Annotated in this window: 24 protein-coding genes, 1 tRNA gene and 1 pseudogene; 10 read left to right on the forward strand and 16 right to left on the reverse strand. The window is 72.7% G+C overall.

Annotated elements, in window-relative coordinates:
* Positions 1–33 precede the first annotated feature (33 nt).
* A complete protein-coding gene (locus tag CP982_RS21675; protein ID WP_030684016.1) occupies positions 34–582 on the reverse strand; it encodes a helix-turn-helix domain-containing protein in 549 nt (182 codons plus the stop codon).
* A gap of 184 nt (positions 583–766) precedes the next feature.
* Here CP982_RS21675 and CP982_RS21680 point away from each other — a divergent pair.
* Positions 767–839: transfer RNA gene (locus CP982_RS21680), tRNA-Ala, on the forward strand.
* An 85-nt stretch (positions 840–924) separates the two neighbouring features.
* Here CP982_RS21680 and CP982_RS21685 read toward each other — a convergent pair.
* The 6 genes from CP982_RS21685 to CP982_RS21715 form a co-directional block, all read right to left on the reverse strand.
* The gene (locus CP982_RS21685) at positions 925–1,683 is read right to left on the reverse strand and encodes a GAF and ANTAR domain-containing protein (protein WP_229878937.1); all 759 of its coding nucleotides are present in this window, start codon (positions 1,681–1,683) and stop codon (positions 925–927) included.
* A 1-nt stretch (position 1,684) separates the two neighbouring features.
* A complete protein-coding gene (locus tag CP982_RS21690; protein ID WP_229878938.1) occupies positions 1,685–2,419 on the reverse strand; it encodes an ANTAR domain-containing protein in 735 nt (244 codons plus the stop codon).
* Between the two features lie 330 nt (positions 2,420–2,749).
* A complete protein-coding gene (locus CP982_RS21695) occupies positions 2,750–3,952 on the reverse strand; it encodes a low temperature requirement protein A (protein WP_229878939.1) in 1,203 nt (400 codons plus the stop codon).
* Between the two features lie 242 nt (positions 3,953–4,194).
* A complete protein-coding gene (locus CP982_RS42150) occupies positions 4,195–5,061 on the reverse strand; it encodes a hypothetical protein (protein WP_184925133.1) in 867 nt (288 codons plus the stop codon).
* A gap of 219 nt (positions 5,062–5,280) precedes the next feature.
* Positions 5,281–5,688 (reverse strand): rodlin, encoded by a 408-nt coding sequence (locus tag CP982_RS21705; protein ID WP_150512050.1) that lies wholly within the window; start codon positions 5,686–5,688, stop codon positions 5,281–5,283.
* A gap of 638 nt (positions 5,689–6,326) precedes the next feature.
* Positions 6,327–6,737: a rodlin gene (locus CP982_RS21715; protein ID WP_150512051.1), complete on the reverse strand. Its 411-nt coding sequence runs from the start codon at positions 6,735–6,737 to the stop codon at positions 6,327–6,329.
* A gap of 339 nt (positions 6,738–7,076) precedes the next feature.
* Between CP982_RS21715 and CP982_RS21720 the strand changes: the two genes are divergently transcribed.
* The 3 genes from CP982_RS21720 to CP982_RS42570 all read left to right on the forward strand — a co-directional run bounded on the left by CP982_RS21720 (position 7,077) and on the right by CP982_RS42570 (position 9,340).
* On the forward strand, positions 7,077–7,487 hold the full coding sequence (locus CP982_RS21720; RefSeq protein WP_150512052.1) for a rodlin: 411 nt from the start codon (positions 7,077–7,079) through the stop codon (positions 7,485–7,487).
* A gap of 328 nt (positions 7,488–7,815) precedes the next feature.
* A complete protein-coding gene (locus tag CP982_RS21725) occupies positions 7,816–8,073 on the forward strand; it encodes a chaplin (protein ID WP_150512053.1) in 258 nt (85 codons plus the stop codon).
* Between the two features lie 121 nt (positions 8,074–8,194).
* A complete protein-coding gene (locus tag CP982_RS42570) occupies positions 8,195–9,340 on the forward strand; it encodes a chaplin family protein (RefSeq protein WP_229878940.1) in 1,146 nt (381 codons plus the stop codon).
* Positions 9,341–9,469: 129 nt separating this feature from the next.
* On the opposite strand, the gene CP982_RS21740 is transcribed toward CP982_RS42570, so the two are convergent.
* Positions 9,470–10,702, reverse strand: a complete 1,233-nt coding sequence (locus tag CP982_RS21740; RefSeq protein ID WP_150512054.1) for a carboxylate--amine ligase — start codon at positions 10,700–10,702, stop codon at positions 9,470–9,472.
* A gap of 127 nt (positions 10,703–10,829) precedes the next feature.
* Here CP982_RS21740 and CP982_RS21745 point away from each other — a divergent pair, with 127 nt between their 5' ends.
* Positions 10,830–12,086: a glycoside hydrolase family 26 protein gene (locus tag CP982_RS21745; protein ID WP_150512055.1), complete on the forward strand. Its 1,257-nt coding sequence runs from the start codon at positions 10,830–10,832 to the stop codon at positions 12,084–12,086.
* Between the two features lie 34 nt (positions 12,087–12,120).
* Here the strand turns inward: CP982_RS21745 and CP982_RS21750 are convergent, their stop codons facing one another.
* From CP982_RS21750 to CP982_RS21785, 8 genes and pseudogenes are all read right to left on the reverse strand, one after another.
* On the reverse strand, positions 12,121–13,215 hold the full coding sequence (locus CP982_RS21750; protein WP_150515626.1) for a GNAT family N-acetyltransferase: 1,095 nt from the start codon (positions 13,213–13,215) through the stop codon (positions 12,121–12,123).
* 17 nt (positions 13,216–13,232) lie between these two features.
* Positions 13,233–13,865 carry a YveK family protein gene (locus CP982_RS21755; RefSeq protein WP_170316468.1) on the reverse strand — a complete coding sequence of 211 codons (633 nt, stop codon included), beginning with the start codon at positions 13,863–13,865 and terminating at the stop codon, positions 13,233–13,235.
* Positions 13,858–15,006: a glycosyltransferase gene (locus tag CP982_RS21760; RefSeq protein ID WP_184925129.1), complete on the reverse strand. Its 1,149-nt coding sequence runs from the start codon at positions 15,004–15,006 to the stop codon at positions 13,858–13,860. The genes CP982_RS21755 and CP982_RS21760 overlap by 8 nt, the downstream gene beginning before the upstream one ends.
* A gap of 206 nt (positions 15,007–15,212) precedes the next feature.
* Positions 15,213–15,941 (reverse strand): annotated as a pseudogene (locus CP982_RS21765) (polysaccharide deacetylase family protein); the annotation flags it as partial.
* Complete coding sequence (murJ, locus tag CP982_RS21770; protein WP_150512057.1) at positions 15,931–17,625, reverse strand: lipid II flippase MurJ; 1,695 nt, start codon at positions 17,623–17,625, stop codon at positions 15,931–15,933. The gene murJ and the pseudogene CP982_RS21765, both read right to left, overlap by 11 nt.
* Positions 17,622–19,004, reverse strand: a complete 1,383-nt coding sequence (locus CP982_RS21775; RefSeq protein ID WP_372503392.1) for an O-antigen ligase family protein — start codon at positions 19,002–19,004, stop codon at positions 17,622–17,624. The genes murJ and CP982_RS21775 overlap by 4 nt, the downstream gene beginning before the upstream one ends.
* A gap of 6 nt (positions 19,005–19,010) precedes the next feature.
* Entirely contained in the window at positions 19,011–20,531 is a 1,521-nt protein-coding gene (locus CP982_RS21780; RefSeq protein ID WP_150512058.1) for an exopolysaccharide biosynthesis polyprenyl glycosylphosphotransferase, read from the reverse strand.
* Positions 20,528–21,688, reverse strand: a complete 1,161-nt coding sequence (locus CP982_RS21785; RefSeq protein ID WP_150512059.1) for a glycosyltransferase — start codon at positions 21,686–21,688, stop codon at positions 20,528–20,530. The genes CP982_RS21780 and CP982_RS21785 overlap by 4 nt, the downstream gene beginning before the upstream one ends.
* 763 nt (positions 21,689–22,451) lie before the next feature.
* On the opposite strand from CP982_RS21785, the gene CP982_RS21790 reads away from it, so the two are divergent.
* The 5 genes from CP982_RS21790 (at position 22,452) to CP982_RS21810 (ending at position 25,520) form a co-directional block, all read left to right on the forward strand.
* Positions 22,452–22,691, forward strand: coding sequence for a chaplin (locus CP982_RS21790; protein ID WP_030683987.1), 240 nt, complete (start codon positions 22,452–22,454; stop codon positions 22,689–22,691).
* Positions 22,692–23,012: 321 nt separating this feature from the next.
* Positions 23,013–23,765, forward strand: coding sequence for a hypothetical protein (locus tag CP982_RS21795; protein WP_150512060.1), 753 nt, complete (start codon positions 23,013–23,015; stop codon positions 23,763–23,765).
* Between the two features lie 359 nt (positions 23,766–24,124).
* Entirely contained in the window at positions 24,125–24,403 is a 279-nt protein-coding gene (locus CP982_RS21800; protein ID WP_150512061.1) for a hypothetical protein, read from the forward strand.
* Between the two features lie 132 nt (positions 24,404–24,535).
* Entirely contained in the window at positions 24,536–24,775 is a 240-nt protein-coding gene (locus CP982_RS21805; protein ID WP_144319932.1) for a chaplin family protein, read from the forward strand.
* A 241-nt stretch (positions 24,776–25,016) separates the two neighbouring features.
* Complete coding sequence (locus CP982_RS21810) at positions 25,017–25,520, forward strand: DUF5949 family protein (protein ID WP_150512062.1); 504 nt, start codon at positions 25,017–25,019, stop codon at positions 25,518–25,520.
* The last annotated feature ends 64 nt before the right edge of the window (positions 25,521–25,584 follow it).

A 25,584-nucleotide genomic window follows, 5' to 3' on the forward strand; every position in this document is an offset into this window, starting at 1 on the left:
TCCGGGCCGCCCGGCAGCGGCCCGGCCGACGGCTCAGCTCTGGTGCGCCTCGTAGTGGGCGACGGCGTCCGCGGTGCGGCCCGCCCCGTACACCCGGAGGAACTCTGCCAGTTCCGGGTGGGTCGGGGCGAGGGAGTCGGCGGCATCGATGATGTCGCCCGCCGCCGCGACGGAGCGCAGCAGCGACTGGATCTCGCGCACCACGCGCTTCACGGTGGGTGCGCCCGAACTCGACGTGGTCTGGGTGGTGTTGGTCAGTACGGAACCCCCCTGGGACTTCTTGATCTCGTCCATGCGGTCGGTTGCCTCGGCGGCGCTCACGCTGCCGTCCGCGACCTGCCCCGACAGCTCCTGCAGCAGCTGGACGCGCTGGACCACGGCCGGATTGCCGATCTTGGCGCGCTGGCCGCTCATGAGCTGGGACAGCATGGGCGCGGACAGGCCGAGCACCCCGGCCAGCCGTGCCTGGTTCAGGCCCAGGTCGTCGATGAGGCGACGGAAGAGTGCCCCCAGCGGCTCCCCGTACCAATTCCGCTGGAGTTCCCGTGCTCTTGCGGTCGATTCTTGCTGTGCAGCGTCCATGTTGCGTCTCCCCATCGCTTCCCCATTGGACTGCGGTTCGCTGCCGCGAACCACGTCGAGCATCTTACGGAGAGTGGTCGCGCACGGGGACCCCCAATCCTTTTGCGAGATCCCCCGGGGGACCCGGTACTCTGGTCTGCGACGCTCACCCGGTCGGGATCTTCACGTACCGGTGTCGTTGTCCGGGGCCTTAGCTCAGTTGGTAGAGCGCTGTCTTTGCATGGCAGATGTCAGGGGTTCGACTCCCCTAGGCTCCACTTCTTATGACCCCTCCGACCTGCGGAAACGCGGTTGGAGGGGTCTTTTTCATGCTGGTTTGCACGGGATGGGCGCGCCCTGCTGCTACCTCGTGGGATCGAGGGCGTCGGGGGGCAGGTGGCGGGCGAGGAGGGCGTGAGCGAGGTCGGACAGGGAGTGGTCGTGGGCGGCGGCGTGGGCACGCAGGCGGAGGAGGGCCTGGCCCATGGGGATGCCGAGTGCGTTGGCGAGGAAGCCGGTGGCCTGGTGGATTTCGGCGCGGTGCAGCCGCAGGCCGGTGGCCGGTCCGGTGCTGTCGGCCGGGGTGGCGAGTTCGGTGTACAGCAGGTACAGCAGGGCGCGGCCCAGACGGTCGAGGCCGCGGAGCTGGGCGCGGGCGAGGGGGCCGGGGGCGGTGCGGTAGCCGGTGAGGACGCCGACGGTGGCGGCGCCCAGGCGCAGGGGCGTGGCGATGAGGAAGCGGACCGGGGTGCTCGCGGCGGCGGGCAGGAAGAGGGGCCAGCGGGCCGGGTCGGCGGTGGACAGGTCGAGTTCGGTCAGGGGGTGGCCTTGCCGTGCGGCTTCCGGGGTGGGGCCGTCGCCGAGGGTGTACTGCAGGTTGTCCAGCTCGGGGCCCAAGCCGGTGGCCGGGTCGCACCACAGGAGTTCGAGGTGGCCGTCGTGGGCGAGCATGTTCAGGGTGAGGGCGTCCAGGCCGAGCAGGCGGGCGGCGCCGGAAGGCACGGCGGTGCCGGGACCGTGCCGGTTGCGGGCGGCCAGGTGCGCCCGGGCCAGGAACGCGCTCAGGCCGTCGGTGGGTGGCGGGGCGTCGCCGTGGGCGGCGTCCCGGTCCTCGCGGGGCATGTCAGACCACCGTGTCGAGTTCGGCGGGGATGACTCCTTGCGTGACCTGGGCGGCCAGTTCGGTGAGCCGCTGCTGCCGGGAGCGGGCGTGGGCGCGCAGTCGGGTGAACGCCTCTTCCACGTCGACTCCCAGGCGGTACGCGAGGACGCCTTTTGCCTGTTCGATCACGATGCGGGACTCCAGGGCCGTCTCCAGCTGACAGCTGATCTCGTCCTTGGCCAGTACGGTCTGCCGGTGTTGCAGGCAGCTCCCCGTGGCATCGGCGAGTAACTGGGCCAGGCACAGGTCCTCGCGCGTCGGCACGCGGTCGGCGCTGAGCAGGTTGAGGGCGCCGAGCGGGTGCTGGGCGGCGCGCAGCGGTACGGCGGCGACGCAGGTGATGCCGGCGCCCAGCGCGCGTGGGGTGAAGCGGGGCCAGCGCTGACAGCTGGGATAGTCGGCGCGCAGCAGGACCGGGGCCAGGGCGGTGCCGACGCGGGTGCTGTCCACGCAGGGGCCCTCATCCAGTTCGAGCTGGTCCTCCTCCAGGCGGCGGCACGTTTCGTCGGAGGCGGTGACGTAGTCGACCTGCCCGGTCTCGTCGAGGAGGGTGACCCCGGCCGAGCGCACACCCAGGAGGCTGACCGTGTGCATGGTCAGATCGTGCAGCAGTTCCAGTACGTCGAATCCGTCAGCGCGGGAGGCCAGGTCGAGCACGGCCTGGGCGGCGAGGACGTCATGTCGTAGGACAGACACCGGGGAAGTCCGTTCCGTCGCCTCCCGGACATGCGGCAGCGAACGGGGCCGGGCCCGCGGGAGAACGCACTGAGAGGCGCGCCGAAGTAGGGCCGGCTACAGGGAGCCGTGTGGTGCCCGCTGACGGAAGGTTCCGGCTGTCGCCTCGATTCGTGTCCGCCCGCCCGAGTCGTCGCTGTGGCCAGTTCCCTCTCGCCTGGACGACTCACGGTACGCAGTCGAGCCTAGACCTCCCCGGGGCGGCAGGGAGCTGTCCGCGGAGCCGTGAATTCAGCTGTTCTGCGCACCGGCTGCGGGCAGGGCGCTCCAACCCGCGCTCCGGGTAGAGCCTCAGGGCCGGGCCGGGGCGGGGCGCGCCGCGAGCCAGATGCCCGTGGCGATCGTGCAGGCCAGGGCGATGCCCGCCAGGGGGACGGCCCAGTGACCGGCGAAGCTGCTGGCCAGGACCAGGACGGCGCCCACGGGCAGGACGGCGTGCTGGGCGGTGCCGCGCTTGAAGTGGCGGGCGTGCACGGCCCAGGTCGTGATCATGAACACGGCCGTGGGCACGGTGACGGCGAGGGACGCCGCGAGCGTCGAGATGTGGGCGTGGTGGGTGGCCTGCTCGACGGCCACCTCGATGCCCGCGCCGATCGCGGCGGCCGAGCCGAAGATCAGGTAGTGGCTGTAGGCCCAGAGGAACGGGTGCTGGTGGGTGGCCAGGTACTCGTGGATGGGCACGGCGAAGTAGATCCAGAACGCGGCGAAGACGATGAGCAGCCCGCCGGCCGCGATCGGAAGGAGTTCGTCCAGGGCGGCGGAGTCGTCCAGGGCCGAGCGCACCGCCACGGTGGCGGCGGCGATGGTCTCGCCGAGCACGATGATGGTGAACAGGCCGTAGCGTTCGGCGATGTGGTGCGGGTGCCAGGTGGTGCGGTAGTGCTGCTCGGCGAAGGCGGGCACCGCGAGGTCGGCGGCGGCCAGTGGCACGAACCCCCACCACCAGGCGGCGTCGGGCAGCAACAGCAGGACGACCCAGCCGATCTGCACCACCACGAGCCCGGCGGCGTAGCGCAGGGCGGTCTGCCGGGCGGGCCCCGTCTCGCCGCGCGCGGCGCGCAGCCACTGGAAGGCGAGCGCCGCCCGCATGATCACGTAGCCGGTGATGGCGACGGCGTAGTCGCCGTTGTCGAAGGCCCGGGGGATCCCGGCGGCGAGTACGAGGACGCCCGCCATCTGGATGAGGGTGGCGAGCCGGTAGGGGACGTCGTCGGTGTCGTAGGCGGAGGCGAACCACGTGAAGTTCACCCAGGCCCACCAGATGGCGAAGAAGACCAGGAAGTAGCCGCCGACGCCGTGGCCCGGGTCGCCCTCGGCGATCGCGTGCACGAGGCGGGCGCCCGCCTGGGCCACCGCGACCACGAAGCACAGGTCGAAGAGCAGCTCCAGCGGCGTCGCCGTGCGGTGCGCCTCGTCGCGGCGCCGGGCCGTCATGGGCACGAGCGGCACCACCGACCGGCCGCGCCCCACGCCCGACGGGGTGTTCTCGCTCATCGGCGTGCCTCCCGCTCCCGGATTCGGCCGTGTGTGGCGGCCGTTTCCTTCAAGAATGTCCCGGGATGGCGTGATCCGCAGCGCGTCGGCGGGCGGGCGATCGAAAGCGTTCGCTTGTGCAATCGACGTGGGGCCCGCCTTGGGGTGGCAAGGCGGGCCCCACGTCGGGGTTCGCAGTGTTTTCGCAGCTCAGAGCAGCTTTAGGGGGTGTGCTCGGTGGCTGCTGACCCTGGTTCAGATCATTACGCTCGGTCACCGAACCGGCGGTTCAGACGGCGTACGAGCACTCCGGCGCCGATGAGGAGGCCGCTCGCGGTGACGAGGGCGACGGTGCCGCCGGGGCCGGTCTGGGGCATCTCGGGCGGGCGCGAGGTGCTGGGCGAAGGGGACGGCGGCTGCGAGGTCGGCGGCCCGGACGTGGGGGGCTGCGTCGTCGGCGGGGCGGACGTGGGGGGCTGCGTCGTCGGGGGCTGCGACGTGGGCGGCTGTGTGGTCGGCGGCTGCGTCGTCGGAGGCGGGGTCGTGGGCGGCTTCGTCGTGGACGGCGGAGGCGTTGTGGAGGGGGTGTCGCCATAGCCGGACGGCCCGTGGTCGTCGCCGTAACCGGAATCCTCGGAGCCGCCGTAGCCGGGCTTTCCGCCGTCTCCGTAGCCGTGTTCGGGGGTGTCGCCGTAGTCAGAACCGTGCGTGTCGCCGTAGTCGGAACCGTGCGTGTCGTCGTATCCGGAATCGTGTGTGTCGCCGTATCCGGAATCCGTCGTGTCCCCGTGGTGCGAGGAGGGCGCGTCCGTTTCGGGGCCGTGGTCGCCGTATCCGCCGGCCGATGACGGTGGCTCAGCCCGCTTGTCGGCGGCGGCTGATGGGGGCTCGGCCGGCTTGGCGGCGGCGCCTGCGGGCGGCGTGCCGCCTGACGGTTGCTCAGCCTTCCGCGCGGAGGAGCTCGTTGTGGCGGGCGGTGCCGCGGCGGCCGCGGGTGGCGCGTGCACCTCGGTGGCCCCTGGCGTCTGATCGGCCTCCCCGGCCAGGGCGGTGCCGCACGCGACGCCGACGGCGCAGGCCGTGCCGACGGCCATGGCCACGGCCGCCCCGGACTTTCTCAGAACTCGCATGATCGGATCCCTCCATGCAGACAATCTGGTTAATCCGCATCCAAACAGGGCACTTTTGCTCCGCCGTCGATGACTCGCGGAAGGGGATGCGTGCCGCTCGTGCCTTCACCCGACCGGAAGACGAGCGGCGGTCATGGGCGGGAGCGGGGCCGCCGGAGACGCGTTCGGGGCCGGCCACGGCGGTGGCCGGCCCCGAACGGTGGCGGGAGGGAGGAGGCGTCAGTGGTTGCCCGCGCCGTTGCCCGAGAGGATCGGGATGTCGCTGAGGATGTGCGACAGCGGCTCGTCGCCCTTGGCCTGCGTCGAGTTCTCGACACACTGCTGGTTCTGCGGGGCGGACAGGACGTTGATGTCCTGGACAGCGATCGGGACCAGGCCGACGATGGAGCCCGCGTTCACCTTGGCCGGCAGGCCGATGCAGGGCTTGTTGAGCGAGCCCTGGACGAGTGACATCTGCGGGCTCATGTTGCCGTGCGTCGCGGAGTTGCCGAACGCCTGCGAGGCGCCGTTGCCGCTCTTCGACGTGGTGCCCGAGTCGTCGCCGATGGCGAGGGCCTGCGGGGCCGCGACGGCCGACATGCCCGCGACGGACGCGGCGATGGCGGCGGAGGCCAGGACCTTCTTCATGTGGGTTCCCTTCGGAATGAGGCTCCGTTACGGAGCCGCGTGATGATCAACTGAGTGATGGCGCCGGAGTTGCGCCCCTTGACCTGGTCGGCCCATTAGTGGGCTCATCGCTCAGAACGTGAAATCGTGGAACCGACCGGGGTGCCGCTCGGGTATTACATGGGTGTCGCCGCGTATCAGGAGCGGCCGCACGCTGTTTTGCCGGGCGGGCCATCAGGTACGTAGTAATCAGGTACGTGGGTCAAGTACGTGGGTCAACTACGTGGAACAACTACGTGGTCAAGTACGCAAAAGGCGACCGAGTACGTAAGACAGCGAAAGCTTCACGGGGTCGAGGTGAGGGCATGAGCAACCCTGGCGGAAAGTGGCAGCGGCAGGGCGTCATTCCGGTCAGCAGGCGATCCTCGGAATGCCGGGTGGAGCCGATCTATGAATCGCTGCTGCACAAGTGGAGTGCTCAGGGAAAGACAGTTCCGGGCCGACCCGATCAGGAGTGGCAGAAGCTCGTGGGACGCGACTTCTGGCCCCGTTCCTGAGCCGGCCCGGATCCGGGCCCGGTGAGGGGCGGTCCCCCACAGCACAGCGGGCCGCCGAGGAGAGCGTGGCGGCCCGCTGGTACCGGGGGCGACGGGCGGACGTCAGTGGTTGCCCGCGCCGTTGCCGGACAGGACGGGAATGTCGTTGAGGATGTGCGACAGCGGCTCGTCGCCCTTGGCCTGCGTCGAGTTCTCGACACACTGCTGGTTCTGCGGCGCCGACAGGATCGGGATGTCCTGGACGGCGATCGGGACCACGCCGACGATCGAGCCCACGTTGGCCTTGGCCGGAAGGCCGATGCAGGGCTTGTTGAACGAGCCCTGGATGAGCGCCATCTGCGGGCTCATGTTGCCGTGCGTGGCGAAGTTGCCGAACTTCTGCGAAGCGCCGTTGCCGCTCGCGGAGGTGGTGCCGTGGTCGTTGCCGATGGCGCTCGCGGTGGGCGCGAGCGCGGCCGTCATGCCTACAGCGGAAGCGGTGACCGCGGTGGCGGCCATAGCCTTCTTGAGCACAGTATTTCCCTTCTGATGAGCCCCGTCTCAGCCCTTCCAGGAGCACTTTGGGTAACTGTCGCTATGGCCAGTGGTTGCTCCGGTTCACCCGGATGGCCCAGGTGCGGGATATGAATCTCCTACTTCCCTGCGGAAACAGGGGAAGGCAGAAGAAATGACAAAAGGACAAGGGTGGTGCGATCAGCTGATTTCTGTGCTGCGGACGCGTTGCCAGATGCGGTGTCGAGTTCCCTCCGGGAAAAAGATCCGATGGAGTGAATGTGCGCAACCGTGCGCCCGGTCGGTCTGTTGAACCGTGCTGAAGCAAGCCGTGTCTCTGTCCAGGAAAAGGAACAGGAAATGCTTAAGAAGTCAATGGCAGCGGCCGCGGTCGCCGCGTCCGTCGTCGGAATGTCTGCCGCCGCCGCGCCCACCGCGCTGGCCATTGGTGACGACAACGGCACCCACTCGATGAGCGGCAACGACGCCAAGTCGGCGTTCGGCAACTCGGCCACGCACGGCAACATGAGCCCGCAGCTCTCGGCCGTCCAGGGCTCGCTGAACAAGCTGTGCGCGGGTGTCCCGATCAAGGCCAACGTGGGTTCGATCGTCGGCCTGGTCCCGATCGCCGTCCAGGACATCCCGATCCTGTCGGCGCCGCAGAACCAGCAGTGTGTCGAGAACTCGACGCAGGCCAAGGGCGACGAGCCGCTCTCGCACATCCTGGACGACATCTCGGCGCTGTCCGGCAACGGTGTGAACAACGGCTGATCCACCGCGTCATCCGGGGCCGCCCGGGTCGTCCGTACCCCGTTCTCGGGGGCGGCGGCCCGGGCGGTCCTTTTGTGCGGAGGGTCGTGAGTGTTCGCGAGTGCTCGCTGTGTTCGCTGTGTTCGCGATTACTCGCGGTGTGCCTGGTGTGCGTGGTGTGCGCTCAACTCTCCCTACTTCAAGGGATCTTGGCGTGCTGAGTCAATCGAGTGAAATTCCGAATCGCGTCAATTTCTCGGTTTCTTCGGCCGATGCCACTCGTTATCAGGACTCAGGTCACGGTGCGCGAAGCAAATATTGACCGCCCGGTTTCGACCGCCGTATAGGCGTGACCCGACAGAAGGGAAATGTTGTGAAGCTCAAAAAGAGCGCGGCCATCGTCGCGGGCGCGGTTCTGGCTCTGGGTGTGGCTTCCCCGGCGTTCGCCGACGCCGAGGCCAAGGGTGGCGCGCACGGCTCCCCGGGCGTGCTGTCCGGCAACGTCATCCAGGTTCCCGTCCACGTTCCCGTCAACGTGTGCGGCAACACCCTCGACCTGATCGCGCTGCTGAACCCGGCGTTCGGCAACACCTGCGTCAACGACTGACGCAGCCAGCCCAGCTGTTCAGGCTGCGCCTTCGCCGGCCTTGGCACACCCACACGGTGCCAAGGCCGGCTCCACCGCACAGAGGAAGATCACTAGATTGCGACAGGCCCTCAGTAAAGGAATGCTGTCCGCCGCCGCGGCGTCGAGCATCCTGTCTCTGTCTGGCACCTCCGCCCTCGCGGCTGACGCGAGCGGAGCGGCCCACGGTTCTCCCGGCCTCCTGTCGGGCAACAGCGTGCAGGCCCCGGTGGAAGTGCCGGTGAACGTCTGCGGCAACACCGCCGATGCTGCGGCAGGACTCAACCCGACGAGCGGCAACAGCTGCGCGAACTCGGGCCGTTCGGCCGCGCCCGAGCGTGCCGCCGCCCGTGCGCAGCAGCAGCCGGCAGCGCCCGCCCGCGAGGCGGCCAAGCCCGCCCACGCGGAGCGGAAGGCGGCACCCCCGAAGGAGCGGAAGGCGCCGTCGACGGCCGCCTACGGGGAGCACTCGGCGGCGTCCGATCGCGCTGACCGTGCTGACGACGCCGACCGTGGCGACCACGCCGACCGTGCCGACCGTTCCACCCAGCGCGCGACGGCCCACCCGGCCCCCCGCCACGAGTCCCGGCCGCACGCCCCCCGGCACGCGGCCCCGCGGCAGGAAGCCCCGCGTCCGCAGACCCCGGCCGTCAAGCCGGCGGCCAAGCACGCCCCCAAGCACGCGGCCAAGCCCGTCCCCAAGCCCGCCGCGCGGCCCGCCGCCGAGTCCGAGGCCAAGCCCGCCGCCACGACGCCGCACCCCGCGCCGCGGCCCGCCGGTCCGGGTGCCACGGCCACGGGTGAGGCCTCGCACTCGCCGGGTCTCCTGTCGGGCAACCTCGGGCAGCTGCCCCTGGAGCCCGTCCTGAACCTCTGCGGCAACACCGCGGACGTCGTCGCGGCCCTCAACCCGGCCTTCGGCAACCGCTGCGAGGAGGGCGAGACGCCCGCCCCGCCGAAGGAGCAGCCGCCGCTGCCGCCGCGCGGGAAGCCCCCGGTCCGCCCCGCCGAGCCCACCGTGCCGGAACCGAAGGCTCCGCCCCGGGCGGTGACTCCGCCCGAGGCTCCCGAGCCGGTACGCGAAGCCGTGCCGCCCGCGCCCCGGGCCGACGTCGTCCCCGCCCCCCGGGCGCAGCTCGCGCGGACGGGCGCGGAGCCGGGCCTCCTCGGCGCCGCGGTGGCGAGCACCGCACTGCTCGGCGCCGGTGCTGTCCTCTACCGGCGCGGCCGGGCCACGGCCCGGTCGTAGCCCCCGCCCGCCGGCAGCCGGTCGTTCACGACTGACCGTCCCCACGCGCAGCGCGGGACGCCGACCCGAACAGGGTCCGCGTCCCGCGCTGCACGCGTTTTCGGGCCGCTCGGCAGCCGAGCGGCCCGCTCAGCTGCCGAGCCGCTCCGGCTCCCGTACGCCCGTCCGTGACGCCGGTACGGCCCGCGTGCGTACGCGCTCCCGAAGGCGCCGTACGACATTGCGGCCCCACAGGCTGCGCAGGGCCGTGCCGGGGGCGCGGTCGTCCGGGGCGTGCCAGGCCAGCTCCCGCGCCGGGCCCTGGCGGGGAAGGAGCGCCGTCAGCGGGGCGTAGTTCTCCACCAGGAAGGTGCGGCCGGGCAGGGGGCGCGGCGCGGACAGGGGGCGGTGCGTGAGGTCCAGGTGCAGCGCGCGCACCACGTCGAGCTCGGCGCCGTCCGCGAAGAGCCGGAACTGCGCGCCGGGGCGCGGATTGAAGTCGAGCAGGTGGTACGTGCCGGTCGCGGCGTCCTGGCGGAAGTCGAGGTCGAAGACGCCGCGGTAGCCGACCCTCGTCACGAGCCGCGTGGCGAGCGCCTCCAGGGCGGGGTTGGGCACCCACTCGCCGCGCACGGTGATGCCCGCCGCGCGGGGCCAGGCGCGCAGCTTGCGACCCGTGCCGCCGCCGTGCACACGGCCGTCGCGGCCGACATAGCCGTGCACGAACCAGTCGGCGCCCGCGCCCGCCGCCACGAAGGCCTGGAGCAGCAGCGGGCTGCCCGCCTCCGCGCCGCGCTCGTACAGGGCCGCGGCCTCGCCGGGGGAGCGGACGACGACCGTGCTGTGCAGGCCCGCGTCGCGCGGCAGGCACCAGGGGCGGCTCCACTTGGCGACCGCCGCAGGGCCGAGGCTGCGGGCCACCGCTTCGGCCCTGCTCGCCGAGTCCGGCAGCTCCGTCCTCGGATGCGGCACTCCAGCGGTCGCGCACACCTCGGCGAGCGCCGCCTTGTCCGCCACGCTCTCCGCCGTGCCGGGCGCCATCGCGGGCAGTAGGAACCGGTCGCTCAGCTCGGTCCGCAGGGCGCTGACGGCCAGGGAGCCCGCGTCGTCCAGGGGGATGAGCACGGCGGGCCCGCGCAGCGTCGCGGCGACGCGGAGCAGCGCGGCGGCCACCTCAGCGGGGGGCGCGGCGGGCGCGGGCGGCGGGTGCATCCGGTGCAGATAGCGCGAGCGGGCCACCGGGCTGTGCGCATCGGCCGCGACCAGGTGCACCTCCACTCCCGCACGCCCCAGGGAGCGCACCGCGCCCAGCGTTCCGTGGTGGAAGGAATTCCTGTCGATCCGCAGCAGGACCGCGGGGATGCGTGTATCCAGACGCTGCACTTTCGCCCTAACTGTTCGATCGCCCAAAGGGGCGATCTGCCGGCGCGGAGGATTAGGAGCTCGATTGGCGCAATAAACATAAAAATGACTGAGCGTCAGTAGGCGGAGGCGGAATCGAGGAGCAGGCATGAGGACCCGACACAGTCATCGACGCGGTAAACGCGCGGTCTTTATCGCCGCCGGAGCCATTATGTCGGCCGTGCTGGCCGCCGGGCCGGGATACACGGTGGATCTCCGGCGAGCTGACGATCCGCCGCCGCCCGCCAGTCCCGTGCCGGCCGCTCCGGCGACACCCGCGACACCGGCGACCCCGGTGGCTCCCCAGCCGCCCGCCGCGCCCGCGGTGCCGTCGCCCGCCGTGCCGTCGCCCGCGGAGCCCGACAGGGTCAGCAGCTTCGGCGCGTACGTCGACTACGGATCGCGCGGGCCCGGCCGGATCCAGGAGCTCAGCGAGTGGCTCGGCGGCGCGAAGCTGCGGGTCGGGCACACGTATCTGCCGGGGGACCGGTGGAGCAACATCGAGGGCGCGCCGACCTTCCTGGAGAGCTGGGCCGACTGGCGCAAGGAGCGGGACGACCGGCTGTTCGTGCTGAACGTGCCGATGCTCGACCGCAACGAGGAGGGCGTCGGCGACTACGCGGTGCGCTCGCTGCTGCGCAGGGGCGCGGCGGGCGAGTTCGACGAGCACTACCGGGTGCTCGCGCGGCGCCTGGTCGACCTCGGGGTGCCGGACACGGTCCTCGTCCTCGGCTGGGAGATGAACGGCATCACGTACACGCACCGGTGCGCTCCCGACCCGGAGTCCTGGAAGGCGTACTGGAAGCGCATCGTCACGGCCATGCGCGCGGTGCCGGGGCAGAAGTTCAAGTTCGACTTCACGCCGAGCCGCGGCCGGGACGCCGTTCCCTGGACCGAGTGCTACCCCGGTGACGACGTCGTCGACATCATCGGCATGGATTCGTACGACCAGCCGCGGGGCATGACGTTCGACGAGCAGGTGAGCGAGCCGTACGGGCTCAAGCACCACGTCGAGTTCGCGGCGGAGCACAAGAAGGCCATCTCGTATCCGGAATGGGGCCTGTTCCGCAACGGCGACAACGCGGAGTACATGCGCCGCATGCTGGCCTGGATGGACGAGAAGAAGCCGCTCTACAACACCATCACCGACTACTGCCCGCACGGCGTGTGGCAGTGCTCCACCAACCCCAAGTCGTCGCGGGTGTACCGCGAACTGCTCACCGGTCGCGGGGACACGCCGCCGAAGCCGACCGAGCCGACGCCGAAGCCGACCGAGTGCTCGCCGCTGGACCTCGGGGACTGGGTCGAGTACTGGCTCGGAGGCAAGCTGTGCCTGCGCTTCGACTGGTGGCGCAGGGACCGCTGAGGCGGGCCGCACAGTCGGTCGCGGTGGCGCGGACCTACTCGGGGGCCGCGTCACCGCGACGCTCACGCCGGGCGTCGAGCAGCCGCTTGCCCCAGCGGCGGGCGGCCGCCGAGGTGGCGGCCGCGGCGAGCAGCGGGGCCGTGCCGGTGCGAGCCAGGAGATAGCGGCGGTTGACGACCGGGTCGGGCCGCCAGTGCCGCTTGTAGGGCTCGGTGCCGCGCAACAGGCTGAGCGTGCGGGGCCGTTCGCCCGCGGTGTGGCGGGTGCAGGCGTCCAGAAGCATGGTCGCCACGTCGGCCTTGCGCTCGCGCAGCAGCGGATGCGCGCCGTACAGATAGCCCCCGGCCAGACCGCCGGACAGGAGCGTCAGGTCCGCCGCCATCACCTCGCCGTCAAGACGGAACTCGGTGACGACCGCCTCGCCCGCGGCCACCATGGGCCGCACCGAGCGGATCAGGTGCTCGCGGAAGCGCGGCCGCAGGTGCTCGGTGGTCACCTTCCGTCCCTGCCACTGGAGTTGGTGCAGCCGCAGCAGCGTGCGCAGGGAATCCGGTACGTCCTCCGCGGGTACGACGTGCGACTCCACGCCGAGCTTCGCGAGTTTGCGCAGCTTGGCGCGGGTGCGCTGGGCCCGGGGCGTCGGCAGCCGGGCGAGCAGCTCCTCCATGGGCAGCGGCGGGAGTTCGAGGCACGGCGAGTCGTCCACGACGTGGCGCGGCCCGCGCCAGCGCGCGTACACGCGCTCCACGCAGCCGCCCGGACGGACCTCGCGGAAGTCGAGCAGGGCGCCGCTCGCCAGGCCCGCGAGGCCTTCGGTCAGGGCGCGCAGGCTGCCCTCCGCCGCTTCGTCGAGCAGTACGTCCGTGAAGTCGGAGATGGCGCCGCCCAGCGGGGTGAGCACGGGCAGCGGGCCGCGCGCCCGCATGAGGGGCGCCGCCGCGACCAGGTCCTCGCCGTCCCGGACCAGCAGGACCCGCAGATGTCCCCGGGTGCCGTACGACTGCCACCAGGAGGACAGCCAGGCGTGGCTCTGGAACGGCGTCGCCGCGTGGCACGACCGGTAGAGCCGTCCCCACGGCGCGCCCAGGCGCTCGAACTCCTCTTCGCGTACGCAGAGTTCGACGGTCATCCGGCCGCCCGCCGCGGTCACACCGCGTCCCCGGCCAGGACCGGAGTCGGCGCGGGCACGGTCGCCGTGCCCACCCGGTCTGCGGGGCGCCGGGGCCGCACGAGGAGGGCGAGGCCGCCGATGAGGCCGCCCGCGCTGGTGCCGACCAGCGTGCTCACGGGTGTGGACACCGACGAGGGCGCGGTGGGCTTCAGGGCGCGGGAGAACGGCAGCAGCTTGATCTGGGTGCTCTTCTTGGCGTGGTTGGCGCTGACCGTGAGGGAGCGGGCCACGGCGTTGGCGGTGAGCGCGGCCTCGCCCGGGTGGGCCGAGGACGCGGTGATGGCGATCATCGGCGCGTCCGGCGAGGTCGCCACGCGCACGCTGTCCTTGAGCCGCGTGGCCGACATGCCCGCCGCGACCTGGGCGTCGCCGAGGACGGCCAGCTGGGTGGCGACCCGGCCGTAGGCCTGTGCGTAGCCGAGGGCCGCCGACGGGTCCGTGCGGTCCTGCGGTACGGCGATGACGTAGCTGGTCGCCGTGTACTGCGGGGTGTGCAGGACGCCGTACGCGCCGCCCGCGGTGGCGCCGAGCAGGGCACAGGCGGGCAGTGGCCACCAGCGGGGCAGCCGGGCCATTCGGGCGCGCGCGCCGGGGAAGGGGTTACGCATCGCAGGTCACCTCCGAGATCGAGCCGGAGAGAGCCGACTCGTAGACGTTCATCAGCTGCCCGGCGCTGCGGGCGATGCTGTAGTGGTGGGCGGCGGGCGGTGCCGTGCGGGCCGCGGTGCCGCGCGGGCGCAGCGTGTGCAGGGCACGGGCGAGGGAGTCCGGGTCGCTCGCGCAGGGCATGGCGAGGCCGCGCTCGGCGCAGGGCCGGGCGTCGATGGCCGGGCAGTCGGCGTAGAGCACGGGAAGCCCGCTGGCTAGGCCTTCCAGGAGGGCGAGCCCGAAGGCCTCCTCGGGCGACGGCGAGGCGAGTGCGTCCATGGCCGACAGGAGAGCGGGCAGGTCGGTGCCGTCCGACGGGGTGACGTCGGGCTCGTGCCGGGCCTCTCCCGCGAACCGCACGCGGCCTGTGATCCGCAGCCGCTCGGCGAGGTTCCGCAGCTCGGCCTCCTGCGGTCCCGTACCGACAAGGACGGCCACCACGTCGCCCGGGAGCTGGGCGACGGCGCGCAGCAGCACGTCGAAGCGCTTGCCGGGCGTGAGGCGGCCCACTCCCCCGACGACATAGGCGTCTTCCGGCAGGTCCAGACGGCGGCGGGTGGTCGCGCGGGCGGCGGGGTCGTAGCGGAAGCGGTCCGCGTCGATGCCGTTCGGTACGACGCTGATGCGCTGCCGGGGCACTCCCCAGCGGTGCAGGCGGCGAGCCACGGCGGGCGACACGGCGACGGTGACGCGGCCGAGTCGTTCCCCGGCGAGGTACAGGGCGCGCACGCCGCCCGTCAGGGGCCGTCCCTCCATCTGTGACTCGCCCAGCGAGTGCTCGGTGGCCACCACCGCGCGAACGCCCGCGAGCCGGGCGGCGATCCGGCCGTACAGACAGGCCCGGTACAGATGGGTGTGGACCACGTCGTAGCGCCCGGCGCGGATCAGCTTGGTGAGGCGCGGCAGGGCGGACAGATCGCGGTTGCCGGTCATGCCGAGGTGGGTGACGCGGGTGCCCTCGTCCATGATCTGCCGTGCGACGGAGCCGGGGTTGGTGAGCGTGACGACATCGCAGCTCGCGGGCAAGTGCCGCAGCATCAGCCGGAGTTGCTGCTCGGCGCCGCCCATGCCGAGGCCGGTGATGACGTGCAGGGCCCTCACGGTTTCACCGCCCTGGGCGGTGCGGCGGCCGTGTTCGACGTGGCGCGAGGCCCGGCCGAGGGGCCGGTCGATGTTTCACGTGGAACACGCGACGTGGTTTCACGTGAAACACGCGGAGTCGACTCCCGAGGGGCGTGCGCGGCTGTTTCACGTGAAACATGCCCGCAGGGCAGCCCCGCCGACGTGCTCCCCGCCGTCGGCAACGCCCTCCCCCGAGTCCGGTTCAGCCGCTCCTTCAGCCACAGTCGTGCGCCGATGTCCCGTTGCCCGATGTGGACGCGCGGCAGGGCGAAGTCATCGGCGAGGGGGCCGGGATCGATGGCGCAGGCGTAGCGGTACCCGGCCGCGCGGACCGCGTCCCGGACCCGGGTGTCGACGTACCCGTACGGATAGCAGAAGCCGTCCACGGGGGCGCCGATGAGCTGGACGAGGGCGCTGCGGCTGCCCGCGATCTCGCGCTGGAGCTGCTCGTCGTCGGCCCGGGTGAGGTCCACATGGGTGAGGCTGTGCGAGGCGACCTCCATGCCGCTGTCGTGGGCGGCGTGGATGCCCGTGGCGCCGAGGAGGGGCTTGCGCGGGCCCAGCGGGTCCCAGGCGTTGTCCCCGTCCAGGCGGCCGGGCAGGACGAAGAGCGTGGCGGTGCAGCCGTGGCGGCGGAGCAGCGGCAGGGCGTGGTCCACGAAGTCCTGGTAGCCGTCGTCGAAGGTGAGGCCGACGAGCCCGTCGGCGCGGCCCTCGGCGCGGGCGCGCAGCAGCTCGGCCATGGACACCCCGGTGAGACCGCGGCGGCGCAGCCGGGCGAGCTGGGCGTCGAGGCGCTCGGGGGTGACGGTGATCCGGTACGGGTCGTCGGGGCAGCGGTCCACGGAGTGGTACATCGCGATCCACGCCTGTGTGGCGGCGGTGCGGGGGGCGGGTCTGGTGTCAGCGGTCATGACGCGAAGCCAGCTTTCGTAGGGCGGGGCCGAGGGCGGAGACGGCGGAGACCAGCGGGCCGACACGCAGGGACCAGCCCACCAGGACGAAGGTCAGGAGCACGGTCGGGCCGCAGGCCAGCAGGGCGGGCACCGGTGCGGTCAGTGAGCGTGCGCAGAGCGCGCCCAGGAGCGTGGCGACGGCGGCGGCGAGCACGAGCCCGGCCAGCTCCGCGACGACCTTGGGGATGCGGATGGGGACGGTGCGCGGGCCCATGCCGCGCAGCAGCAGCGTGGCGGTGAGGCAGATGCCGATGGCGTTGGAGGCGGCGATCCCGTACACCCCGAACGTGCCGACGCTCAGTACGCCGAGGCCGGCCGTGGCGACGATGCCGAGGCCCATCGCGGTCACCGGCGCCCAGGTGACGCGGCCGCCCGCGAAGTACGAGCGGGCGAGGGCGCCGACGAGGGTGTGGCCGAGGAGCCCCAGCGAGTACACGCGCATGACGGAGGCCGTGGCGGCGGTGTCCTCGGGGGTGAACGCGCCGCGCTCGAAGAGGAGTTGGATGATCGGATGCGCCCCGGCGATCACGGCGGCCGCGCCGAGCAGCACCACGCACCCGGCCATCACGACGTCGCGCTCCACGCGGTCCCGCGCCTTGAGGGTCTGCCCTTCGGCCTGCGCCCGGGCCAGGACGGGGAAGGTGACGGTGCACAGCATCAGGGCCAGGGCCATCGGCATCTGCGCGACCTTCTGCGCGTAGTTCAGATGCGAGATGGCGCCGCCGGGCAGCGACGAGGCCAGGAACCGCTCGATGAGGACCTGCGACTGGCGGCAGAGCGCGAAGAGCAGCACGGTCCAGATGACGGTGGTCCGCAGCCGGGTGGAGGGCGGCTCGGCCGGCGCCGGTGAGCCTCCCGTGCCGCGGCCGCTCCGCAACTGCCGGACCAGCGAGGGAACTTGCGCGACCACCATCAACGCGCCGCCCACCGCGACCCCGGCCGCCGCCGCCCGGACCCCCCACCGCGCGGCGAGCAGGGCGAGCGTGGCGATGATGGCCGCGTTGTAGACGACGTAGATCGTGGCGGGCACGGTGTAGCGCTGGTGGGCGCGGAGGGCGGCGCTGCAGTAGCCCGCGAGGCCGAAGGAGAGCGCGCAGGTCGCCGTGAGCCGCGTGCAGTCCACGGCAAGGCGTTGGTCCGGCAGGCCGGGCGCCAGGGCCGCCACCACCCAGGGCGCCGCGAGGGCGAGGACCAGGGCGGCGGCCGCGAAGCACAGACACATCCGGGGCAGCGACGCGGCGACCAGGGCCCGCACGGGGTCGCGCCCGGTGCCGCGCCCGCGCTGTGCGAGGGCCAGGCTGAACGCCGGTACGAGGAAGAAGGCCAGGCCGTCCTCGATGAGGAGCGTGGCCGCCATCTCCGGCACGGTCCAGGCCACCAGGAAGGCATCGGTGTCGGTCCCCGCGCCGAAGAAGTGCGCGAGCGCCTGGTCCCGCGCGAGCCCGAGCAGGGACCCGGCGACGGACAGGGCGGCGGTGACGAGCGCGGCCCTGGCGAGGAAGCTGCCGCCCCGCGAGGGCGCGGGCCCGCCGCCGGGGCCCGCCTCCTCGTCAGGGGCCGCCGCTTGCGGACGGACGTCGACGGGGGCCTCCCCGGGAGCCCGTAGCGCTCCCGTGTCCCCACCCCCGGAGGCCGTGATCATGGTGTCGGTACCTCTCGCCGCCGCGTGTGGTCGCCGACCCCCCACCAGGCCGCGACCCCGAGGACGACGGCCGTGAGCACCGTCGAGGGCCCGCCGATGTCGGCGTACAGGAAGTCGACCAGCTGCCACACGAGGAGGCCGCAGGCCAGGAGCGCGCAGTCCAGGCGGTCGCCGGGCGCGGTGACGGGCAGCGCCCGCGTGCGGGCCCAGCGCCGCAGCCCGCACACCAGGAGGCCCACCCAGCAGCCCGTGAGGGCGCACAGGCCGAGCAGCCCCTGCTCGCTGAGGATCAGCAGATACATGTTGTGCGGGGAGAGGAGCGGCTGGCGGGCGAAGCCGTGGCCCGCGCCCGCGGTGTCGCTGCCGGAGGAGAGCGCGACCGAGGCGTGGCTGTCCCGGTACTCGGGGAAGCCCTTGAGGCCCACGCCGGTGAGCGGGCGCTCGCGCCACATGTCGAGGGAGGCGGCCCACATCGTGTACCGGTCGGTGACCGACTGGTCGGGCGCGTCCGCGACGTCGGTGATGCTGCCGAGGCGCTGCTGGAGCATCTGCGAGCCCACGCCGAAGCCGCCGACGAGGACCACGGCCGCGGCGGTCGCGGCGAGCAGCACGCGCAGCGCCCGCTGCACCCCGGAGAGCACCAGGACCGCGCCGCAGGCCGCCGCGGTGGCGATCCACGCGCCCCGGCTGAAGGACAGGGCGAGCGGCACGAGCAGCAGGACCGCGCAGGTGATGGCGGCGGCCCGCTGCCGGGGCGCACCGTCGCGGAAGGCGAGGGAAAGGGCGCAGACAAGGCCGAAGGACACGACGGTGGCCATCCCCATGACGTCCGTCGGCCCGAACGTCCCGACGGCGCGGATGTCCTCACCCATGTACGAGGCGCCGGTCCCGGTGACGTACTGGTGCACGCCGAGCCCGCCCTGCCACCCCGCGAGCCCGACGAACGCCCAGGCCACCACGCGTACGTCACGGCCGTCCCGGAGCAGCGAGAGGACGGCGAGCGGCACCAGGACGAAGACCTGGAGGTAGCGGGCGGCCCCGGCGAGCGCGGCACCACCGGTCGGCGCGGCACACGCGGCGACCGTCACACCGACCACGGGCAGACCGAACAGGAGCGCCGCCGCCCGGGTCAGCGGGCGCCGCGCGGAGCGTACGGCGGTCAGGACGCACAGGGCCACGACGAGCCCCGACGCCACGTCGGCGACGGTGATCTGCGGGCCGTCGCCGGAGCCCCCGGAGGGCACCGGAAGCGCGAGCAGCGCCACCACGGCGACGACGGGCAGCACGGGCGCGGCGCGCCGTGCCGCGGACGCCAGCGGTGTGAGCAACGGCGGGGCGGATGCGGGCGGCGGCGCCAGCGCGTGGTCAGCGGTGGGCACCGTGCCTCAGCTCCCCGAGTGTCGTACGAGACAGCTGACGGTGCGCAGCAGGATGCACAGGTCCTGCCAGAAGGACCAGCTGTCGATGTACGTGTTGTCGAAGCGGCACCGGTCCTCGATGGAGGTGTCACCGCGCAGGCCGTGGATCTGGGCGAGCCCGGTGATGCCGGTGGGCATGCGGTGGCGGTGCGCGTAGTCGGGGTACTTCTGGCTGAACTGGGCGACGAAGTAGGGACGTTCGGGGCGCGGCCCGACCAGGCTCATGTCGCCGCGCAGCACGTTCCACAACTGCGGCAGCTCGTCGAGGGAGGTGCGGCGCAGGAAGCGGCAGTACGCGCTCATCCGGTGCTCGTCGGCGACGCTCCACCGGGTGGCGGCCTCCTGCGGGTCGGCGGGCCGGTGGGTGCGGAACTTGAGCAGGGTGAACGGGCGGCCGTCCTTGCCGACGCGCTCCTGGCGGAACACGATCCCGGGCCCCTCCAGGGCACGCAGCAGCGCCGCGCACACCACCAGGACCGGCGCGGCGACCACAAGGAGCGCGGCCGACACCAGCACGTCCAGGGCGCGCTTGCGCAGGCTGGTGCGGAGCGGACCGCCGGGCGGCAGCGGGCGGCACGGGAACCCGGCCACGTGCTGGTGCCGTGCGGGGGCGCCCGCCGGGGCGAGCTCCCACAGGTCGCAACCGAGTGCGCGCAGGGCGGGCAGCCAGTGCTCGCGGGAGTCCGTACGGCCGGTGGCGATCAGGACGGTGCGGATGTCGTTCTGGATGGCGGCGCGCTGGAGTTCGTCCACGGTGGAGAGCACCGGAAGGCCGGGCGCCGGGTCCTGGCCCCGGTCGGCCGGCTCCGCGGGGTCGCAGACGACGCCGACCGGGCGCATCCCGCACCGGGGCTGGCGCAGTAGCGCGATGGCGACCGCGCGGGCACGCGGTCCGTGGCCGAGGACGAGCACCGGCCGGGGCCCGCGCGTGAGCGCCCTGCGGAAACGCCAGTACACCAGCGCCCGGCCGAGCGCGCCGAGCGCGCAGTGCGCAGCGCACGCCGTCAGGAGCGGGACGGGCGACGGGGAGGCGAGCGGGGCGAGCGGCGGCAGGACGGGCAGCCCGGACAGCGACGTCGCGCACGTGGCCGTCACGCACCAGGCGACCGCCACGCGGCCGCCGAGCGCGGGCAGTTCGTCGAGCACGCGGGGCATCCGCGGAGGCCGGTACAGACCGCCGTGGGCGTGGAGCGCGATGACGACCGCGGCCAGGAGAGCCACCGCGGCGGCCCAGGACGTGACCGACGTCCGGGCGGCGTCGTACCCCGAGGTGTATTCGGCGTACGCGCACACCCCGAGTGCCGCCGCGGCCCCGTCGGCGGCCAACAGCGGCCAGAGCACCGGGCGTTGGCGCGCGGGCTGCCAGGTGCCGTGCTCGACACGCGTGGCCAGCGCCTCCCGGGGCGCCACGACGACGGCCGCGGCCGGGTCCTGCTGGTGCTGTCTCAGCTCCCCTGACGAGGTGGTGACGGTTCGTTCCGCACTCACGGGTTGGTGCACTCCCTGTCCTTCGTGGCGGCCGCGTACGTGGGGGGTGCCGTGCCGAGCAGTTCGCGGTAGACCTCCTCGATCGCGCGGGCGGTGTGCCGCACGTCGTGGTGGTCGAGTACGTGGTGGCGCGCCCGGTCACCGAGCCGGTCGCGCAGCGCCCGGTCCTCAAGGAGGGCGATGAGCGCGCGGGCCAGGGCGTCGGGGTTCTCCGGAGGCACCAGGGCGTGGGGCACGAGGTCGGACGGCAGGCTCTCGCGCGCGCCGTTGACCTCGGTGACGACGACGGGCCGGGCGCACGCCATGGCCTCCAGCGGGGCCAGGGCCATGCCCTCCCAGCGCGACGGCAGGACGACGACGTCGGCGGCGCGGTACCAGGGCGCCGCGTCCGGGACGGCCCCGGCGAAGAGCACCGAGCCGTCGGCGCGCGCCCGCAGGGCCCCGGCGTCGGGACCGTCGCCGACGAGGGCGAGGCGGGCGGCGGGCAGCGCCGCGGTGACGGCTGGCCAGGCCCGGAGCAGCACGTCCTGCCCCTTCTGCCGGCACAGCCGCCCCACGCACACCACCAGGGGTGTCGCGGCGTCGCGTGCGGGGGGCAGCGGAAGCGCGGCCCGGCTCGCTCCCCTGTCCAGGGGCGGGAAGCGGTCGACGGCGATGCCGTTGGGCACGACCCGGGCCGCGCCGCCGACGCCCGCGCGCCGCCCGGTGTGCCGTTCGGCCTCGCTGACGCACACGAGCCGGGCCGTCCAGCGGGCGCCGTGCCGTTCCCAGGCGCGGGCGAGCGCGGCCGTCACCCCGCCGACGGCCTCGAACGACCAGGCGTGCGGCTGGAAGACGGTGGGCACGCGCCCGCGCACGGCGAGCCGCACGGCGAGGCCCGCCTTGGCGCTGTGGGCGTGGACGAGGTCCGGGCGTACGAGCGACACGACGCGGGCGAGCTCGCGGACCTCGGACCACAGCGCGGGCCCGGGGGAGCGGGTCGCCGCCCAGGCGTGGCCGCGGCCGCCCGCGAGGACGCCTCCGGGGCTGGCCACGTGGACGTCGAGCCCCGCGGCGCGCTGGGCCGCGACGAGGTCCAGGACCACGCGCGCGACGCCGCCGTCCACGGGCTGGCTGACGTGCAGGACACGCGGGGGAGGGAGCACCGGCTGCGGCATGCGCGATTCCTCTGGATGGGTGCGAGGCAAGGTGCGTTACCGCCGCGCGACGGGGCGTCGGCCGCGGGCCGGGCGGGGGCCGCCGAGGGGACGGCAGGGGCGGGCCGGGCCCGGGGCCGCCGTCCGGGTGACCACCCGGCGGTAGCTGATCGCCGGGACGGCGGCGCGTACGACCCCTCCGCGACGCGGCGCGTGATACCTCTTTGCCGACTCACCCTGTTTCTCCCCGCTGCCGTCCCGCGCGGCCGCCGCATGCCCGGGCACCAGCGGGAACGCGGCGCACGGCAGCGGGACGGCGAGGACGCGACGCGGGCCCGGGGAGTGGCACATGACGGCGTTGGCCTTCCGGAGTGGGAGGAGCGGAGAAGCGCTGGGGCGCGGCAGCCGGTGAGGGGGGGGCGTGGAGGGCGAAGTTCGGGCTAACCGAGTGAATATGCACATTTGTGGCATGAGCACATCTATGGCTGAAATTCCTCGAGAGGAAGCGCAACTGTAGCGGGAGCCGAGAGCCTTCTCCGTGACCCGGCAGCGTGTGTCGAAACTGTGAAGCGGGTGGTCAATTCCCAGGCCGCAGAGGGTTCGTGGGGCAACGCCGCCGGTGCGGGCGGCACGGCGGGGCAACACGGCGACACGGTTGTCACCGAAATGGCTCGCCCCATCCATCACCCGTCCGGGGCACAACCGACCGTCAAGAACTGCCGTTGATCCACGCGCCGGGCATCCCGCACGGCACAAGCGTCATTTGACCAAGGAGCAACTCTCCATGTCGCGTACCACCAAGGCTCTCGCCCTCTCCGCCGTCGCGGCCGCCGCCGTGGCCGGTGGCGCCGGTGTCGCCGCCGCCGACAGCGGCGCGCAGGGTGCCGCCACCAACTCCCCCGGCGTCGTCTCCGGCAACGTCATCCAGGTGCCGGTGCACGTCCCCGTGAACGTCTGCGGCAACACGATCAACGTGATCGGCCTGCTGAACCCGGCGTTCGGCAACACCTGCGTCAACGACTGAGCTGACGCGTCGATCGGTACGGCCGCCCCGCAGCCTGCGGGGCGGCCGTTTCCATGGGGCGGCTCCCGGCCCCCGGGCCGGTCCCCCCCGTGTCGGCGTGTCGGCCCCACGCCGTCGGCGTGTCGCGCCCCCGATCCCGTACTCGAATGGCGGGTAGCCGCAACACCCCTGGAACCGTCCCCTACTTTGGCTTCTCACCTGCGCAAACGCTGAGTTGGGCCGCAGGGCGGTATGACGCGACGCGCCCGCTCGGTTGCGGAGGGCGATCCTCCCTTTCACGGTGATCACAAGATCCGACGGACCACCGAAAGGGAACGACCTATGCGTGCTCTACCCGCACGGCGTATCGCGACCACCACGCTCTGCGCGGCCCTTCTCCTCGGCACGGCCGGACCGGCCATAGCCATGCAGGCGGAGTCCCGCCAGGAAGTGACGGCCGCGGAGGTGCCCCTCCCCGGAGCGGACGCGCTGCTCGGCCAGGTGAAGGCGCTCGGCGACCTGGGCGCTGTCCTCACCCCCGTCACCGACCTCCTCAACGCCGCGCTCAAGGCCGACAACGGCCAGATCCCCGCCGCCGACGCCACCAAGCTCGCCGAGGCCGTCACGGCCGCGATCGCCAAGATCACCGCTGCGGCGCCGGTCGCCCCGCCCGCCGCCGTGCCCGCCGTCCCCGAGGCCCCGGCCGCGCCCGCCGTGCCCCCGGCCGCCGCTGTCCCGCAGGCTCCGGCCGTGCCGCAGGCTCCGGCCGTGCCGCAGCTCCCCGCCGCGCTGCCGAAGCTGCCGCTGGGCGGACCGCAGGCCGCGCAGGCCCCCCTCGACGTCAAGGACGACGCCCTGAAGGCGCTCCAGGCCGCGGTGGACAGTCTGATCAAGGCCGTCACGGGCGGCGACCCCACGCAGGTCGTCCCGGCCGTCACCGGTGTCCTCACCGGCCTGGTCAACACGGTCGTCGCCACCGTGCTCAGCGGCGGCCTTCCGGTGCCGAACCTGCCGGGCCTGCCCCCGCTGCCCAAGCTCCCGACGGACGCGCTGCCGCTGCCGAAGCTGCCTGTCCCGCTCCCGATCGAGGAGTAGTCAGGGAAGCGAGCGGACCGGGAAAGCACGCGTCCTCTCCGGGGCGCGCATGACGAGACCCGCCACACCGGCGCGTACCGGTGTCGGCGGGTCTCGTCATGCCCTCTTCCCATTCCCACGGCTTCCCACGGCGACAGCTGTTCGTCAACTCTGTGGGTGCGTAGTCCAGTTGATATGAGAAAAATGCGGGTTCCCTTCCATCGAGTGGGTTCCGGGAAGTTTGAGTTTCAGGGGTTTCCGTGCCGAGTTCCGCTCGTTAGAAGCGGTGAGAGAGACGCCAGGCAGAAGTAAATGCCTGAAGAGTGAAGCCCATTGGTGACCCGGCCAACGGTGACAAGAGTTACCAGGAAAGGAACACGATGAAGCCCCTGAAGGCTGCCGCTGTCCTCGCTGGATCGATGGCGATCGCCGGTGCCGCCGCGCCCGCTTTCGCCAACGACCTGACGCCCACCAGCCTGAACGGCGGCCTGGACACGCTGCTCAGCCAGCCGACCCTGGACGCGGCCCCGCTGAGCACCAACATGCTGGACACCGAGAACAAGAACTCCGTCGTCAACACGGTCAAGACGGCCACGGACGGACTGAACGCGGCCGGAGGGCCGACGCAGCTGCTCGGCGGCCTGCCGCTCGCCAACTAGTCGTCCGAATTCCCGTTTCCCTTCGGGTGGCCTGAGCCGAACGGGAAACCCAGAATGCTTGGGCGTGTTATTCCGGGAATCCCCAGAATTACGCCCCTAGGCTTCAGCTAAACCCTAAGGGAAGGTTTGATGATGAACACTGCCAAGAAGGCCGCTCTCGCCCTCGCCGCCGCCGGTATGGCCGCGGGTGCCGCGTCGGGGACCGCTTTCGCCGACGCCGACGCCGCCGCTGACGCCGCGCACTCCCCGGGCGTCGGCTCGGGCAACGTCGGCCAGATCCCGGTGAACGTCCCGGTCAACGTCGTGGGCAACACCGCCAACCTGATCGGCGCCCTGAACCCGGCGTTCGGCAACAGCGGCGCGAACAACTGACCTTCGCCCGCGCGGCGTCGCGGCCACCACGCGACGCTCGCCCGGTGCCCTTCCGGGCGCCCGCGGCACTCAAAGGCCGGTCAGCGGAACCCTTTCCGCGGACCGGCCTTTCGCGCGCCCGGCCACGGGCGGCCACGCGCGTTCGACCTGCTCACCCCAACGTGTGATGCGGAACGGCCGTTCGGCCACTTAGGTGACAAGCGCGAAAGACCGTGCCGCGCGCGTCGCTACGGTTTCGCCCATGACCACGAAACCGAGTGAGCAGCGTCCTTTCCGAGTGGCCGACATGGGCACCCTCGGCGTCATCGCCTGGAGCGGTGAACACCCCGAGGAGGAAAAGGACATGGCCTTTCTCATGGCCTATCCCCTGGGGGACGCGGAGGGCGGCCCGGACGCCTCGGCTGAGGCCGTCGGCGCGCTGCTGCACAACTCCGGTCTGCCGGTCGGCGGCCCGCTCCTGGACGGCGCGCGGAACCCCAGCCTCCCGGTGACGCTGCTCGTCGAGGCCGGGCAGGCGGTCGTGACCATGCCGCACGTCAACGCCCAGTGTGTGGTCCCGCCCGAGTGGCTCGCCGCCGTACGGGACCGGGGGCACGCGTACTTCATCATGACCACGCGCGCGTGGCCGGACGGTGCGCCCGGCGTACCCGTGTCGGAGGAGAACCTGAGGAACTTCGCGGGCGACGAGGAGACCCTCACCAACGCCACGCACTGCCTGCTGCCGGTGCAGCGGCTGCGCGGCTGATGAGCGGCCCGGCCCCGGCCGGGTGCCCGCGCGCTTCCCGACCGGGCCGGAATCCGGTGGGGCG

This window comes from Streptomyces spectabilis, from assembly GCF_008704795.1.
Taxonomy (GTDB): Bacteria; Actinomycetota; Actinomycetes; order Streptomycetales; family Streptomycetaceae; genus Streptomyces; species Streptomyces spectabilis.

Bases quoted from the DNA above. Each gene is read 5' to 3' on its own strand.
- CP982_RS42570 (WP_229878940.1), top strand. From the start codon at position 8,195: ATGCTGTCCGCCGCCGCGGCGTCGAGCATCCTGTCTCTGTCTGGCACC.
- CP982_RS21695 (WP_229878939.1), bottom strand. From the start codon at position 3,952: ATGAGCGAGAACACCCCGTCGGGCGTGGGGCGCGGCCGGTCGGTGGTG.
- CP982_RS21750 (WP_150515626.1), bottom strand. From the start codon at position 13,215: ATGACCGTCGAACTCTGCGTACGCGAAGAGGAGTTCGAGCGCCTGGGC.
- CP982_RS42150 (WP_184925133.1), bottom strand. From the start codon at position 5,061: ATGCGAGTTCTGAGAAAGTCCGGGGCGGCCGTGGCCATGGCCGTCGGC.
- CP982_RS21720 (WP_150512052.1), top strand. From the start codon at position 7,077: ATGCTTAAGAAGTCAATGGCAGCGGCCGCGGTCGCCGCGTCCGTCGTC.
- CP982_RS21810 (WP_150512062.1), top strand. From the start codon at position 25,017: ATGACCACGAAACCGAGTGAGCAGCGTCCTTTCCGAGTGGCCGACATG.
- CP982_RS21755 (WP_170316468.1), bottom strand. From the start codon at position 13,865: ATGCGTAACCCCTTCCCCGGCGCGCGCGCCCGAATGGCCCGGCTGCCC.
- CP982_RS21685 (WP_229878937.1), bottom strand. From the start codon at position 1,683: ATGCCCCGCGAGGACCGGGACGCCGCCCACGGCGACGCCCCGCCACCC.
- CP982_RS21745 (WP_150512055.1), top strand. From the start codon at position 10,830: ATGAGGACCCGACACAGTCATCGACGCGGTAAACGCGCGGTCTTTATC.
- CP982_RS21795 (WP_150512060.1), top strand. From the start codon at position 23,013: ATGCGTGCTCTACCCGCACGGCGTATCGCGACCACCACGCTCTGCGCG.
- CP982_RS21785 (WP_150512059.1), bottom strand. From the start codon at position 21,688: ATGCCGCAGCCGGTGCTCCCTCCCCCGCGTGTCCTGCACGTCAGCCAG.
- CP982_RS21805 (WP_144319932.1), top strand. From the start codon at position 24,536: ATGAACACTGCCAAGAAGGCCGCTCTCGCCCTCGCCGCCGCCGGTATG.
- CP982_RS21705 (WP_150512050.1), bottom strand. From the start codon at position 5,688: ATGAAGAAGGTCCTGGCCTCCGCCGCCATCGCCGCGTCCGTCGCGGGC.
- CP982_RS21675 (WP_030684016.1), bottom strand. From the start codon at position 582: ATGGACGCTGCACAGCAAGAATCGACCGCAAGAGCACGGGAACTCCAG.
- CP982_RS21800 (WP_150512061.1), top strand. From the start codon at position 24,125: ATGAAGCCCCTGAAGGCTGCCGCTGTCCTCGCTGGATCGATGGCGATC.
- CP982_RS21790 (WP_030683987.1), top strand. From the start codon at position 22,452: ATGTCGCGTACCACCAAGGCTCTCGCCCTCTCCGCCGTCGCGGCCGCC.
- murJ (WP_150512057.1), bottom strand. From the start codon at position 17,625: ATGATCACGGCCTCCGGGGGTGGGGACACGGGAGCGCTACGGGCTCCC.